Annotated in this window: 16 protein-coding genes, 1 tRNA gene and 2 pseudogenes; 12 read left to right on the top strand and 7 right to left on the bottom strand. The window is 58.9% G+C overall.

The features are described from left to right. The first annotated feature begins 153 nt into the window (after nucleotides 1–153). The gene (locus ACA062_RS01400; RefSeq protein ID WP_497454907.1) at nucleotides 154–600 is read left to right on the top strand and encodes a hypothetical protein; all 447 of its coding nucleotides are present in this window, start codon (nucleotides 154–156) and stop codon (nucleotides 598–600) included. A gap of 140 nt (nucleotides 601–740) precedes the next feature. Here the strand turns inward: ACA062_RS01400 and ACA062_RS01395 are convergent. Next, a pseudogene (locus ACA062_RS01395) lies at nucleotides 741–995 on the bottom strand (carboxypeptidase regulatory-like domain-containing protein); the annotation flags it as partial. Between the two features lie 200 nt (nucleotides 996–1,195). On the opposite strand from ACA062_RS01395, the pseudogene ACA062_RS01390 reads away from it, so the two are divergent. From ACA062_RS01390 to ACA062_RS01375, 4 genes and pseudogenes are all read left to right on the top strand, one after another. Then, a pseudogene (locus ACA062_RS01390) lies at nucleotides 1,196–1,297 on the top strand (DUF1016 N-terminal domain-containing protein); the annotation flags it as partial. 108 nt (nucleotides 1,298–1,405) lie between these two features. Continuing rightward, nucleotides 1,406–2,380, top strand: coding sequence for an alpha/beta hydrolase family protein (locus ACA062_RS01385; RefSeq protein WP_497454906.1), 975 nt, complete (start codon nucleotides 1,406–1,408; stop codon nucleotides 2,378–2,380). Nucleotides 2,381–2,417: 37 nt separating this feature from the next. Then, entirely contained in the window at nucleotides 2,418–2,834 is a 417-nt protein-coding gene (locus tag ACA062_RS01380) for a hypothetical protein (protein ID WP_497454905.1), read from the top strand. 6 nt (nucleotides 2,835–2,840) lie between these two features. Continuing rightward, complete coding sequence (locus tag ACA062_RS01375; protein ID WP_497454904.1) at nucleotides 2,841–3,293, top strand: hypothetical protein; 453 nt, start codon at nucleotides 2,841–2,843, stop codon at nucleotides 3,291–3,293. Nucleotides 3,294–3,367: 74 nt separating this feature from the next. On the opposite strand, the gene gabP is transcribed toward ACA062_RS01375, so the two are convergent. Beyond that, nucleotides 3,368–4,759: a GABA permease gene (gene gabP, locus ACA062_RS01370; protein WP_338921430.1), complete on the bottom strand. Its 1,392-nt coding sequence runs from the start codon at nucleotides 4,757–4,759 to the stop codon at nucleotides 3,368–3,370. 563 nt (nucleotides 4,760–5,322) lie between these two features. Here gabP and ACA062_RS01365 point away from each other — a divergent pair. From ACA062_RS01365 to ACA062_RS01335, 7 genes are all read left to right on the top strand, one after another. After that, nucleotides 5,323–6,096 carry an ABC transporter ATP-binding protein gene (locus ACA062_RS01365; RefSeq protein WP_497454903.1) on the top strand — a complete coding sequence of 258 codons (774 nt, stop codon included), beginning with the start codon at nucleotides 5,323–5,325 and terminating at the stop codon, nucleotides 6,094–6,096. 13 nt (nucleotides 6,097–6,109) lie between these two features. Next, nucleotides 6,110–6,856: an ABC transporter substrate-binding protein gene (locus ACA062_RS01360; protein WP_497454902.1), complete on the top strand. Its 747-nt coding sequence runs from the start codon at nucleotides 6,110–6,112 to the stop codon at nucleotides 6,854–6,856. A 78-nt stretch (nucleotides 6,857–6,934) separates the two neighbouring features. Beyond that, nucleotides 6,935–7,630 (top strand): ABC transporter permease, encoded by a 696-nt coding sequence (locus ACA062_RS01355; RefSeq protein ID WP_497454901.1) that lies wholly within the window; start codon nucleotides 6,935–6,937, stop codon nucleotides 7,628–7,630. Beyond that, a complete protein-coding gene (locus ACA062_RS01350; protein WP_497454900.1) occupies nucleotides 7,627–8,316 on the top strand; it encodes an ABC transporter permease in 690 nt (229 codons plus the stop codon). The genes ACA062_RS01355 and ACA062_RS01350 overlap by 4 nt, the downstream gene beginning before the upstream one ends. Then, a complete protein-coding gene (locus ACA062_RS01345) occupies nucleotides 8,297–9,526 on the top strand; it encodes a methyltransferase (RefSeq protein WP_497454899.1) in 1,230 nt (409 codons plus the stop codon). The genes ACA062_RS01350 and ACA062_RS01345 overlap by 20 nt, the downstream gene beginning before the upstream one ends. Nucleotides 9,527–9,824: 298 nt before the next feature. Beyond that, the gene (locus ACA062_RS01340; protein WP_497454898.1) at nucleotides 9,825–11,066 is read left to right on the top strand and encodes a nucleoside deaminase; all 1,242 of its coding nucleotides are present in this window, start codon (nucleotides 9,825–9,827) and stop codon (nucleotides 11,064–11,066) included. Nucleotides 11,067–11,195: 129 nt separating this feature from the next. Further along, nucleotides 11,196–11,271 (top strand) — tRNA-Thr (locus tag ACA062_RS01335). A 264-nt stretch (nucleotides 11,272–11,535) separates the two neighbouring features. On the opposite strand, the gene ACA062_RS01330 is transcribed toward ACA062_RS01335, so the two are convergent. The 5 genes from ACA062_RS01330 to ACA062_RS01310 all read right to left on the bottom strand — a co-directional run bounded on the left by ACA062_RS01330 (nucleotide 11,536) and on the right by ACA062_RS01310 (nucleotide 14,213). After that, entirely contained in the window at nucleotides 11,536–11,850 is a 315-nt protein-coding gene (locus ACA062_RS01330) for a hypothetical protein (protein WP_497454897.1), read from the bottom strand. A 43-nt stretch (nucleotides 11,851–11,893) separates the two neighbouring features. Continuing rightward, nucleotides 11,894–12,292 (bottom strand): carboxymuconolactone decarboxylase family protein, encoded by a 399-nt coding sequence (locus tag ACA062_RS01325; protein ID WP_497454896.1) that lies wholly within the window; start codon nucleotides 12,290–12,292, stop codon nucleotides 11,894–11,896. 293 nt (nucleotides 12,293–12,585) lie between these two features. Beyond that, nucleotides 12,586–13,296, bottom strand: a complete 711-nt coding sequence (locus ACA062_RS01320) for an SDR family NAD(P)-dependent oxidoreductase (protein WP_497439547.1) — start codon at nucleotides 13,294–13,296, stop codon at nucleotides 12,586–12,588. A gap of 42 nt (nucleotides 13,297–13,338) precedes the next feature. Further along, the gene (locus tag ACA062_RS01315; protein ID WP_497454895.1) at nucleotides 13,339–13,995 is read right to left on the bottom strand and encodes a DsbA family oxidoreductase; all 657 of its coding nucleotides are present in this window, start codon (nucleotides 13,993–13,995) and stop codon (nucleotides 13,339–13,341) included. Next, complete coding sequence (locus ACA062_RS01310) at nucleotides 13,992–14,213, bottom strand: tautomerase family protein (protein ID WP_138963756.1); 222 nt, start codon at nucleotides 14,211–14,213, stop codon at nucleotides 13,992–13,994. The genes ACA062_RS01315 and ACA062_RS01310 overlap by 4 nt, the downstream gene beginning before the upstream one ends. Nucleotides 14,214–14,301: the final 88 nt, after the last annotated feature.

Genomic DNA, 14,301 nt, shown 5'->3' with positions numbered 1-14,301 from the left:
TCCTACATCCACCACGCCCTTTTCCTTCCAGCTGTACCAAGCCTTCATACATCGCTTTAGGATGTGTCTCATGGAGTGTGCGCCCTTACAAAGTGAAACTAATGCAGCAGCAAATTTGCCTGCATTCAACGTTTCAAAGTAAGGAAACAGTTCTTGAATACGCTTTTGAAGTTCCTCGCCCTGTCGACCATCATTGCCACAGCCAGCGGCTGCGTCAGCTACAACAACAGCCAGCCATCTTCGCCGATCGACAGTACCGTCAAGGCAGATCTGAAAGCGGACATCGCTGTCGGTGACACCATCTCCGGTCAGTCTTCGGTCAACGTCCTGTTCGGCTTCCTCAAGTTTGGCGGCGATTCCCAGTTCGCCGAAGGCGTCAGCTATGGTGGCCAGAGCGGTGGCTTGGGCAGCCTTGGCCTGGATCCCGTCAGCGCAGTCAAATCGGCAGCGGCTTACAAAGCGGTCAAATCTTCCGGCGCTGACCTGATCGTCGCCCCTCGATATGAAGTGAACGAAGAAAACTACTTCTTCTTCAAAAAGGTTTCCGTCACCGTAAAAGGCAACAAAGGCAACAAAGGCAACATCCGCAGCATCCGCTGATACCTCCTCCCCAAGGTGATTCTTCAGCAAACCATCCATCGCGCTTTGGCAAACCGCTAACCCTGGCGCGTGGCAATCCGCAAACAGCCAGCTGTTTGCGGATTTGAAGCTAACGAAATCCCGTTGTTTCTACGACGCGACTATTCATCACCACTCCAGTGAAAAACCAGATTGCGCGCGCCACCACTGCCAACATCCGCTGTGTCACGCCGCTCCTCACCATTGCGAGTCGCAACGACGGTGTAGTGACCGGGCGGCAGCTGAACGTAAACCAGCGGGCCGGCCTGACTCAGGGTCAGCACGGCTTGCCCCTGGGCTTTGTGAATGACCACATCCACATCGGGGGTGTATTTGTTTTCTGGCCCGATAGCGAACGTCATGTGCAGGTTGTAGCCAACCCCACGGCAGCGAGCGGCAAAATGAACGCATGGACATGTTTCATCATGGGTACTCCCGGATTCCGCAGAACCCAATCGTTACCTATCTTTGATTTCCCTGTGCCTGGCCGGTTTTAGAATGATTCGGCCTTGAACACACTGCGAAATGGACTACAGGCTGTACTGCTCAAGCAGGGACTGCCGTCGGATCGATTTCAATTCGAGACGCACTGCGTCTCGAATTGAGCTGGACCTACTACCGCAGACTGCTACGAGTCGACAGTGACAAGGCACGCAAATGGTACATGGACGAAGCCGCCGCAATTGAAGAGCGACTGTTGAATCAGGCACCCGGATCCCTACGGATGGATTGTCCATAAGCTGCGCGAGGATTATCGTTGGCAGCTACCCGCAAAGGTCCGAAGCCGATGAATTTGCAGGACATGCCACCACTGGCGCCCTCTCGAATCAAGTTGCCACCGTACACCGCCACTGCTGGCGAAGCGTTCAGGGAGCCCGCCGCAGACGGGTTCATCCTCGGCGGCTTCACTTGGCGGCACGCCTCTTTGGACATCGCGCGTCCGATCGTCATCATCAACGCCGCCACTTCGGTTCGCTGCCGGCATTACTCACGGTTTGCCGATTACCTGTTCGCCAACGGCTTCGACGTCATCACCTATGACTACCGCGGCATCGGCGAGTCGCGCCCCTCATCGCTGAAAGGCCTGCAAGCTTCATGGTCCGACTGGGGCACTCTGGACTTCGAGGCGATGCTCAAGCGCGCTCAGCGCGAGTTCCCCGGCCAGCCCATCGATGTCGTCGGGCACAGCTTTGGAGGCTGTGCAGCGGGCCTGGGAGCCTCTGGGCATCTGATCCGGCGCCTGGTGACGGTGGGCGCGCAATTTGCCTACTGGCGCGACTATGCGCCCGCTCATCGCTGGCGGATGTTCGGCAAGTGGCATGTGGTGATGCCACTGCTAACGATGATCTATGGCTACTTCCCCGGAAAACGCCTCGGCTGGCTGGAAGACACGCCCGCCGGCGTGGTTCGCGACTGGTGCATGCCCACTGCGCAATACGAAACGCGCCCCAGCGGTCGTGTGATCATCGCTAACGCTGGCGGGCTGCCCTTCACCTCAGTGACAGCCAAAACCCTGGCCATCAGCATCAGCGACGATCCTTACGGCACGATCCCGGCCATAGAACGCCTGCTCGGCTACTTCAGCAACAGCACGAACACCCACCTGCGAATCACTCCCGAAGACATCGGCGAAGAAGAAGTCGGACATTTCGCCTTTTTTCGCAGCCCATACCAAGCCACACTATGGCCCATTGCATTGTCCTGGCTGCAAAGCGGCGAACTGGCCCCCGATGCCCCCGGGCGGCGATTGCCGCGCAGCTGATCGGCTTGCCCACTCAACGAAATACGGAACGACGCCCATGGCCTCCGCCAACAAGCAGCAAAAACGCGCCACCCGCGCCAAGGCCAAAGCCAAACAGAACCGCAGCCAACGGGCCGCCGCGCCGGTCGAACTGGACCCGAACGACGATCGCATCGACTTCGACTCGGTGGACCTGACCGACCTGTTCAAAGAAATGATCGAGGCGCAAAAGATCAGCCAGCAAGCCATGTGCGCGGCCTTTCTTGAACACCCGCTGCTCGCGCTGGTGCTCGAGCAGGAAGGCGAAGAAACAGCGACCGACTTCATCATCGGCGCGCTGATCGAGTACCGCCAATGGTCCACCGAAGTGGACGAAGCCGGCGCCCTGGCGTGGATCGAATCCCCGGCCTTCCAGGCAGATTACGTGGCCGCGTCCGACATCATCGCAGCCCAAAACCAACAGCAACCGAACTGAGTTCCCATGGCCTCCCTGAACAAGCAACAGAAACGCGCCAAACGCGCCAAGATCAAAGCCAAACAAATCAACATCCACGGCAGAAAACCCGCCGCACTGGACGATGACCTGGGCGACATCGGCGAGCCGATCCCGGAATACACCCTGGCGATGTTCAGCAAAATGCGCGACGCGGAAGCCACCAGCCGCGACGTCATGCTGCAGACCTTGCTGTCGAACCTCGCCGACATCATCAGCGACCATCCAGACCTGCTGGACATGGAAAACGCCGACAACGAAGCCATGGCCGCCACCCACCTGGCTGCCGACATGCTGATCGACTACCGCATGTGGGCCGACGGCATGGATCGCGATGCGGCCCAGGCCTGGCTGACCGATCCGCAGTTCATCAGCGACTTTGGCAAAGCGCTGGACACCTATCGTCAGTCGCTGGATGCGCAGGAAGAAAAGGGCGAGTAACCGCTCCCCCTTCAAAAACAAAAACGGCCGCTTGTCATCACTGACAGCGGCCGTTTTGCGTCACAGGGTACGAATCAGTTCAGCACCACCGCACCCAGCTTCTGCAGCTTGCGACGGCGAGCCACAAGCAAACCGGTAGCCACTACCAACAGGCTCAGCAGACCGGTCGCCAGGATCTCCACGCGGTGGGCTTCCTGGAACAGCATGATTGTCAGGATGCCGACGATGAACACGATCACCGCATAGGTCAGGCCAGGGAACAGCCACATCCGGAAGGCAATCTTCTCACCGGCAATCACGCGCTTCTGGCGCATGCGCAGCTGGGACACCGCAATCACCAGGTACACCAGCAACGCGATGGCGCCGGAGCTGGCCAGCAGGAATTCGAACACCGCGGCAGGCGCCACGTAGTTGGCGAATACCGCGAGGAAGGCGGCGGCGGTGGACAGGATCACGGCCCAATACGGCGTGCCGCTGCCATTGGTGCGCGTGGACACGGCCGGTGCATCGCCGCGCTTGCCGAGGGAGAACAGCATGCGAGACGCGGTGTAGAGCGCCGAATTCAGGCAGCTGGTCACGGCAACCAAGACAACGATGTCGACGATCAGCTTGGCGTTCGGGATACCCATGCGCTCAAGCACGGTCTGGTAGGAACCGACAGCTGCCAGCACCGGGTCATTCCAGGGCACCAGCGCCACGACGATGAAGATCGATACAAGGTAGAACAAGCCAATCCGCCAGATCACCGAATTGGTGGCCTTGGAGATTTGCTGGCCCGGGTTCTTCGATTCCGCAGCCGCGATGGTTACGATTTCGGTGCCCATGAACGAGAACATGGTCGTCAACATGGCAGCGAGTACAGCGCCCATGCCGTTTGGCAGGAAGCCTTGGGTGTCGAACAAGTGGGACACACCGCTGACCTGGCTGGTTGGCAGGAAGCCGAAAATCGCCAGAACGCCGAGGACAATGAAACCGATGATCGCCAGGACTTTGACCAGGGCGAACCAGAATTCGAATTCACCGTAGTTCTTCACGCTGAACAGGTTGGTCACCGTCAGCAGCAAGGTGATGACCAGGGTGAACGCCCAGATCGCCACGTTGGGGAACCAGGCATGCAGGATGGTTGCGGCGGCGTTGGCCTCCAGCGGGATGACCAGCACCCAGAACCACCAGTAGAGCCAGCCGATGGTAAAACCGGCCCAGTGACCGATCGCGCGATCGGCGTAGGTTGAGAAGGAGCCGGTGTCCGGCGAGGCAACGGCCATTTCGCCGAGCATGCGCATCACCAGCACCACCAGGGTACCTGCGGCAGCATAGGCCAACAGCACAGCCGGACCTGCTGCAGCGATAGCGTGGCCGGAGCCGACGAACAGGCCGGCACCGATAACCCCGGCGATCGACAGCATGGTCACATGACGCGGTTTGAGCCCCTGTTCGAGGCCATTGGAGCTTGGGGTACTGCTCATTGAAACTACCTTTGTAAGGAAAAGCGAATGCGTGCATCCCGCTTGGCATTCCTTCTCGTAAAAAGAAACCAACGGGGCGTTCCTTATTCTGCACGCAATAATTGCGCCAAAATGTTACAGGCGCCTCAAATCCGGGGCTTGTAGCGTGACCTGACAATCATCGCAAGTCATTGAAATTAATGGCACTTCGCCAGAACGTTACCCTGCGACTCACTACAAGAACGAAATCGCGCACCAGAAACACACCTGAAAAATTCTTGACGCACAATAAAAGTGCAGATCCGCAATGTTTGGGCGGTTAGCGCTTCCACCTCCCTGCCAAAGCTGGCAACATCGCGCCCTTTTTGTGAAACCCACCACGCTTTTCAAGTAAAAGCAGGGTTCAAACGGTTGTTCGGTTGATAGCAGCGCGACAGTCTGCTGTACCGATGCGACAACCTGCCACACGCCACCCGTTTACCACCTGTAGCGCTGTTGGCTGCCATTCAGACGCTATGCTAGCTTGGCCGCCTCGCCAGGAAGGCCAACCAACAGCAGGAGCGAAACACTATGAGGAAACGCACATGGCTGAGGCCACGCCCGCGCTTGAAATCCGCAACTTGCACAAACGCTACGGTTCGCTTGAGGTGCTCAAAGGCATCTCGCTGACCGCCCGCGACGGCGATGTGATCTCGATCCTGGGTTCCTCCGGTTCCGGCAAGTCCACGTTCCTTCGCTGCATCAACCTGCTGGAAAACCCGCACCAGGGCCAGATCCTGGTGGCCGGTGAAGAACTCAAGCTCAAAGTGGCGAAGAACGGTGAACTGGTCGCTGCCGACGGCAGGCAGATCAACCGCCTGCGCAGCGAGATCGGTTTTGTGTTTCAAAACTTTAATCTGTGGCCGCACATGAGCGTGCTCGACAACATCATCGAAGCCCCGCGCCGCGTGCTCGGTCAGAGCAAGGCCGAGGCCATCGAAGTCGCCGAAGCCCTGCTGGCCAAGGTCGGCATCGCCGACAAGCGCCACGCCTACCCGTCGCAACTTTCCGGCGGTCAACAGCAACGCGCCGCTATCGCCCGCACTCTGGCGATGCAGCCCAAGGTGATTCTGTTCGACGAACCCACCTCTGCCCTTGACCCGGAAATGGTCCAGGAAGTACTTAATGTCATCCGTGCATTGGCCGAAGAAGGCCGCACCATGTTGCTGGTCACCCATGAAATGGGGTTCGCCCGTCAGGTTTCCAGCGAAGTGGTGTTCCTCCACCAAGGCCTGGTAGAAGAGCAAGGATCGCCACAGCAGGTGTTCGAAAACCCGCTTTCGGCGCGCTGCAAACAATTCATGTCCAGCAACCGCTAACGGAGCTACCCGCATGCAGAACTACAAGAAAATCTTCCTGGCTGCTGCCGTCACCCTGGCCTTCAGCGCCGGTGCCGCCGCCGAGACCTTGAAGATGGGCATCGAAGCGGCCTACCCGCCGTTCAACAACAAAGATGCCAGTGGCAATGTCGTCGGCTTCGACAAGGAAATCGGTGACGCCCTGTGCGCCAAGATGAAAGTCGAATGCACCGTGGTCACGTCCGACTGGGACGGCATCATTCCGGCCCTGAACGCCAAGAAGTTCGACTTCCTGATCTCCTCGATGTCGATCACCGACGAGCGCAAGCAAGCCGTGGACTTCACCGACCCGTACTACTCCAACAAGCTGCAATTCATCGCGCCGAAAAACGTCGACTTCAAAACCGACAAGGACTCCCTGCAAGGCAAAGTGATCGGCGCCCAACGTGCGACCCTCGCCGGTACCTGGCTGGAAGACAACATGGAAGGCGTTGAAGTCAAACTCTACGACACCCAGGAAAACGCCTACCTCGACCTGACTTCCGGTCGCCTGGACGGCATCCTGGCCGACAAGTACGTCAACTACGAATGGCTGAAAAGCGACGCCGGCCGCGCTTACGAATTCAAGGGCGACCCGGTGGAAGAAAGCGACAAGATCGGTATCGCAGTACGTAAAGGCGACGCGATTCGCGACAAGCTGAATACCGCACTGAAAGAAATCGTCGCTGACGGCACCTACAAGAAGATCAACGACAAGTACTTCCCGTTCAGCATCTATTGATTCTGACTGGCCTGACGGGCGTCGTTCGCTGACGGCGCCCGTCCCTGGCATTGCCTGCCGCGACTTGAAAAGACATCCATGACTATCGATCTCTACGGATTCGGCCCGGCGCTCGCCGCTGGCGCGCTGATGACTGTGAAACTGGCACTCTCGGCCTTGTGCGTGGGGCTGGTGCTCGGTCTGCTCGGCGCCCTGGCCAAAACTTCGCCGTACAAACCATTGCAATGGCTTGGCGGCACTTATTCGACCCTGGTGCGCGGCATCCCGGAATTGCTCTGGGTGCTGTTGATCTACTTCGGCACGGTCAACCTGATGCGCGCCCTGGGCGAGTTCTTCGGCAACCCCGACCTCGAACTCAATGCGTTCGCCGCTGGCGTGATTGCGCTGGGCCTGTGCTTCGGCGCCTACGCCACGGAAGTGTTTCGTGGCGCGATCCTGGCGATCCCAAAGGGGCATCGTGAAGCTGGCGTAGCGTTGGGCCTGTCGAAATTTCGCATCTTCACCCGGTTGATCATGCCACAGATGTGGCGCATCGCCCTGCCGGGCCTGGGCAACCTGTTCATGATCCTGATGAAGGACACCGCGCTGGTGTCGGTGATCGGCCTGGAAGAAATCATGCGTCACGCGCAAATCGGCGTGACCGTGTCCAAGCAACCGTTCACCTTCTATATGGTGGCCGCCTTCATGTACCTGGGCCTGACCGTTCTGGCCATGACCGGTATGTACTTTATGGAACGACGCGCCGCTCGCGGCTTCGCGAGGAGCACCCAATGAACTGGGAAGTCATCATCAAATGGCTGCCGAAACTGGCCCAGGGCGCGACACTGACCCTGGAACTGGTGGCCATTGCCGTAATCGCCGGGTTGCTCCTGGCGATCCCGTTGGGCATCGCCCGCTCGTCGCGCCTCTGGTACGTGCGGGCATTGCCCTACGGCTACATCTTCTTTTTCCGTGGCACGCCGCTGCTGGTTCAGCTGTTCCTGGTCTATTACGGCCTGGCACAGTTCGACGCGATTCGTAACAGCTCGATGTGGCCGTACCTGCGCGATCCGTTCTGGTGCGCCACCGCGACCATGACCCTGCACACGGCGGCCTACATCGCCGAGATCCTGCGCGGTGCAATCCAGGCGATTCCCCCGGGTGAGATCGAAGCGGCGCGGGCGCTGGGCATGTCCCGGCCCAAGGCGCTGTTCTACATCATCCTGCCCCGAGCCGCGCGCATCGGCCTGCCGGCCTACAGCAACGAAGTGATCCTGATGCTCAAGGCCAGCGCGCTGGCGAGCACCGTGACCCTACTGGAACTCACCGGCATGGCCCGCACCATCATCGCCCGGACCTACCTGCCGGTGGAGATCTTCTTCGCCGCGGGCATGTTCTACCTGCTGATGGCTTACGTGCTGGTTCGCGGCTTCAAGCTGCTGGAGCGCTGGCTGCGCGTCGATGCCTGCCAGGGGCGCTGAGGGTCGCGTGCTGACGGGCGAGGACTTGCTCGCCCGTTTCGCCGCGCTGGATGCTTTTCTGTTCGAGCATCAGGCGCTGTGGAAGCCGCGACCGTTCACCCATCTGCAACTTCCCTGGGAAACGTCCTACCCGGAGTTGGCGCTTTGGTTGCGGGCGCGGTCGCTGGAACAGGCGGAAAACAGCCATAACCACCCTTGCTTGCTGGATGCGCCGCAGCCTTATGCTTCACTGGCGGCGCTGTCGCTTGAGTTAAGCGCAGTGGGTGAATTGCCGGCGCACGCGCTTGAAGCGCCCGGGCATCGCTTGAATGTCGATGTGCCAGGGCGCAAATGGCAGCAGATTGAAGCGTTCGCCAGTCGGCTGGCGTTTACTTCTGTGCCCAACCATTGGCTGGATTGGTGTTCGGGCAAAGGCCATTTGGGGCGACGCTTGCTGCGAACCGGTCAGCAGCTCACTTGCCTGGAATATGACCGGGCACTGGTCGCCAGCGGCCAGACCCTCAGCCAGCGTCATCAATTGCATGCGCTGCATGTCGAGCAAGACGTACTCGCGCCGGGTGTCGCCGCCTTATTGAAGGCTGAGCACACGCCTGTAGCGCTGCACGCCTGCGGTGATCTGCATGTACGCCTGATGCAACTCGCCAGCACGGCAGGTTGCAAACAGATGGCCATCGCGCCCTGCTGCTACAACCGGATCAGTGCCAGTGACTATCAGGCGCTTTCCCTCGCGGCCAAGGGGTCCGACTTGCAGCTGTCCCTCGATGATCTCTCGCTCCCGATGAGCGAAACCGTCACCGCCGGCGCCCGCGTCCGACGCCAGCGCGACACCTCCATGGCCCGGCGCCTGGGCTTCGACCTGCTGCAACGGCAACTGCGCGGCAGTGACGAATACCTGCCCACCCCTTCCCTGCCCAGTGCCTGGCTGGATAAATCCTTCGCCGATTACTGCCATCATTTGGCCGCGCTTAAAGACTTATCCACAAGCGCTGCGCAGGACTGGTCAGCCCTGGAAGCGGCCGGATGGCAGCGGCTGGCCGAAGTGCGCAACCTGGAGCTGCTGCGCGGACTTTTCCGACGCCCATTGGAGCTGTGGCTGAACCTCGACCGGTCGCTTTTCCTCTCCGAGCAGAATTACACCGTTCACCTCGGCACCTTCTGTGAAACGCCGCTCACGCCACGTAATTTCCTGCTCCTGGCCGAGCGTCGCTAAAACGCCTCAGCCTGTGGATAACTCTGTTGATTAAATTTTCCTGGATCCAATATATCCAGCTGTTTCGGCGCTGAAACACAACTGTTCAAATTTCGTACACCTGTAAAAAAACCGGAAAAACAGGCATTTGCGAGCACATGAGAACGGATCCGCAATTTTGCCTCTAAGCAGGTGTGGGAAAGATCCCGTTGTGCATAAGCGCTACGCCAAATGAACATAACCCCCCCGCAAATCCTCAACTATCTTTGCCAAGCGCCAGAATTGTCTGACGCTCAATCAGCAAGGAGCTGGGAAAATCATGAGCACATTGAACAGTGCACAGGAAGCCGTCGACACCGTCGCCAACCAGGCCATCGAGGCTGCGCTGCAGCAAACCTTCGCCGTGGGCGGCGCGATCATCAACAACGCCACCGGCGAAGTCATCGCCGCGCTGCATAACAACGTGCTAATGCCCTTTCCCGGCAGTGGCACCTCGTACTTCCTGCCCCATGACCCGACCGCCCACGGTGAACGACAGCTGGTGGACTGGTACTACGAAAACGTCGCGCCGCTGAACCTGCCGCCACCCAGCCAACTGACCGTCGTCACCACGCTGGACCCGTGCGCCATGTGTGCCGGTTCGCTATTGACCGCAGGCTTCAACGTCGCCGTCAGCGCAATCGATGACTACGCCGGTATCAACTACAACAGCCAATTCAACTTCCCTTCGCTACCGCCGCAGATCCGCCAACAGGCGCAAGACACCTGGGGCTATTACGCGATTGCAGCGCCGGTCAGCCGCGCCTATCAGGGCTCGAACAGTCCGGTGTTCGGTGGCGAGACCATCGATTCGGCGGCCTACTTCCTCACCAGCTCCATCTTCTCCGCCAGCGTCAACACCGTGCGCGAGGCCAGCAACAACAGCGGCCTGCCGCCGGACCAACTGCAAAACCCGGCAAACCTTGCGGCCAACAGCAAAGTGCGCCAGGCACTGACCGCACTCAGCCCGTTCGCCCTGACCGTCCAATCGACCAACCCCCGCGACCCCGGCGCAGAACTCGCGCCGCCGCTGCTGAAGACCGCGCAGCAAGGCACGGTCTTCAACTCGGTCGCCCTCATCGACCCGTTCGGCAACCTGCTGGTGTGCCTGGCAGGCGTCGAGAACCAATCCCCGATTCGCACCGCCTTCATGGAAACCACCCGCAGCTACGCGGTCATGCGCTGGACCCTGATGAACGACCCCGACCCGGCCGTTCGCGCCCAGGCCGAGCAATACCTGACACACCCCAAGTACGGCACCTTCGTCTTCCTCTACGCCCCCGACCCCACCACACCGCAGGCCGTGATGACCTTCGGTGCCTACGGCTCGACCATGGAAGGCCCCGTGCCGCAGAGCTATCCGTCCAACCTGCAATACGTGCTGCTACCGGGCGCCACCACCGCACAGGCCTTGTCGACACTGGCCCAGAACATGCCGCCGTTCTACACCCAAAGCGTGCAAGTGGCGCCTGCGCAGGTGCTGAGCCAGGACCTGATCAACGCCGTCAAGAACGGCGTGTAAGGCGCTAAAGCAATCGCGCAGGCCAGTCCCGCAGAAGGGTCCGCCGGACTGGCCTGACGCCCGCGCAAAAATAGTCTGAATTCAGGGGTTTACAGAACCAATCCAATCGCTATAATCGTCGCCCAACACGCCGGTATAGCTCAGTTGGTAGAGCAACTGACTTGTAATCAGTAGGTCCCGGGTTCGACTCCTGGTGCCGGCACCATACAAAACAAAGGCTCGCAGAAATGCGGGCCTTTGTTGTTTCTGGAATCCAGAAACCCTACGGTTGCACATACCCCCTGTAGGAGCTGCCGAAGGCTGCGATCTTTTGATCTTCAGATCTTCCAAACCGCGAATCCGATTGCCCCCTGAAAAGATTGCAGGCTGCGCCACCCTCCATCCTGCCCAGATATGCCCGATCCCAAATCCTCTGTTTGTCCAGGTTGCCCCCCGTTACAATTTCACAACCGGCCGTCACCAGCGAGAGCTAGCAGGAGTCTGGATCCTTTCCGGGGTTGATCCTGCGGCGCAGATGGGGTGCAGATACCGCTCCTGCCTGTGGCCCTTCGCCGAGAAAGGGGGCGGTTTCCACTTCCAGCATCAGCAACACCATTTCCGTCAACTCGGCGTCGGACTTCTGCCCCGCATAGAGGTCATGGAGTGCTTTGGCGAAGGGAATGCGCAGGTCTTGGTTTTCTTCGCGGGCGGTATCGCTGTATTGCATTAGTTCGCCGATGGCTCTCAGCACAGCCGCTTGCCACCGAGCGGTGGTCCTCGGACCATCGCTGGTGATTGCAATCAAACTATCCTTCGTCAGCTGGCGAAGGGCTGGTTCCCGCAATGGCTTAAGCGGCTTTGGATTGCGAGTGATCTTTGACATACCGGGTGATACTCAGCGTTTCCTGCCGGAACTGCTCGTAGTCGATCTGCTGGGCGTTAATAAAGGTGCTGCCCATCATGGTCAACGCCCCCATAAAGCCGGCTTCGGAAATTTCCTCGTCGCTCGCGCCAAACAAGCGCGCGGCTTCGGTATGGAACAGGGCGCAGTACTTACAACGGGTCGCCCCGGACACCGCCAGACCTATCAACTCCTTGTATTTATTAGGAATCTTGGTATCCGCCAGCCAGAAGTCCCGGGCCACGCCCCAGAATCCGCTCGCTCCGCCTTCCGGCATCTGCTTAATCCACTCTGGTACCTGACCTAGGGTCTGTTCAATTTCCCGATAGGTATCTTGAATCGCCATTTGACACCTCCTGCCTCTATAGAGACATCTGCTCCAGAGATACAACCAGTTTAGTTCGCTGGCGGCCATACCAGAGCAAGCAGCAGGACGACTTCAGCAATGAATTCTTAAACGTCGTAGAAACAACAGGATGGATTTAGATTTTTTTGGCGTACCACTAAGTACCTGGAGTTATCAAACTTGGCGGGTAGGCTCAGAGACAATGCAGGGGCGTAGTGATTCGGCACCCTACAAACGAAGCCCTCATGAAAATACGAGGGCTTTGTTGTTTATGCCGTTTGGAAAAAGTCAGATTAGTGACCCGCGCTCTGCCCACCATCGACATGTAAGATTTCACCAGTGACAAAATTGGCGCTGTCCAGATACACAACCGCCTGAGAAATGTCGCTGATCTCCCCCATATGCCCAACCGGGTGCAAATTCCCCAGCGCTTCGTGCGTTTCCTCGCCATGCATCGGGGTCTTGATGATGCCAGGGGAAACCGCATTCACCCGAATCCCGCGCTTGGCGTACTCGATGGCCAAGGATTTGGTCGCCGCGTTCAGGCCTCCCTTGGTCAGCGAAGCCAGTACCGACGGCACACCGTCGATGGCATGGTCCACCAGGCTGGTGGTGATGTTGACGACGTGGCCGCTACCTTGTTTCTCCATTTCGGTAATCGCGAGCTGGGTGATGTAGAAGAAGCCATTCAGGTTCACCGAGAGCACATTGGCGTAGTCTTCAGCGGTGTATGCGGTGAATGGTTTGGCGACGAAGATCCCGGCGTTGTTGACCAGGGTGTCGATACGGCCGAAACGTTCGATCGTTTCACGGATCACTTGCTGGGCGACCTCCGGGTTGCCGATGTCGCCTGCCACGGTGAGGATGTCCGGGTCGGTGGACGGTTTGATCGAACGCGATGTGGCGACGACTTTGTAATCCAGATCACGGAAGGCCTTGACCATGCCTGCGCCGAGACCTTGAGAGGCGCCAGTGATAACGATGACTTTTTTTGAATTGCTCATGATGAACCTCTACTCATAAATGATGGTTTGAAAAACAAGTAATCAGGCTTCGGCGGGGATCTTCGCCATTTGTCTCAACATCTGTTCGTAGTACTCGACCGACTGCGAACCGGACACCAGGTGACGACCGTTGAGGACCATGGCCGGTACCGAATTGATGCCGTGTTGCCGGTAAAACGCTTCAAGCTCACGCACTTCGTTGCTAAACGCTCCGGATGCCAGCACTTCACGTGCACTGTCCGTATCCAACCCCGCTTCCTCCGCCAGGTTCACCAGCGTCTGGTGATCGCTCGGGTTCCGGCCGTCAGTGAAGTAGGCGCGCAGCAGGATCTTCTTCAGTTCGATCTGCCGCCCTTCCTGCAACGCCCACGTCAGCAGACGGTGCGCATCGAAGGTGTTGTAGAAGTGGCTGCGTTTCTCCAGATCGAACTGGAAGCCGATGGCCTCACCGCGAGCGATCTGCATCGCTTTACCGGCTGCGACGTCCTCGGCGGTGCGCCCGTATTTGCGCATCAAGTGCTCTACCGCCTTCTCGCCTTCCGCCGGCATGTCCGGGTTCAACTCGAACGGCTTGTAGGTCAGCTCGACCGAGACTTCACCCGCCACGTTCCCGATCGCTTGTTCCAGCGCCGTCGCACCCAAGGCGCACCACGGGCACACCACGTCGGAGATGAAATCGATGGAGACCGACGGCGTCACGACTTCCCCTCCTCTTCAGCCAATTGTTTTCGGTACTGGGTGGTGGTGATACCGGCATAGCCCCAGTTATCGGTGTCGACTTCTTCGATCACGATGTGGGTCAGGTGCGGGTCCTTCTTGAGGACACGCTCCAGTGTTTCAGTGATTTCGGCGATCACCTGAGCTTTCTGCTCAGAGGTAACGCCATCGCGGGTGATGCGTACGCTTACGAAAGGCATGAGGAATCTCCAGTGACCTGCTCATCGAGGTGATGGGTAGGTGTTGGAGCTCAATGTATGAGGTTGGCTGCGGGGGATAAAGATGGGG

Source organism: Pseudomonas sp. LBUM1679, assembly GCF_059695565.1.
This window is presented reverse-complemented; position numbering and strand designations above follow the sequence as displayed.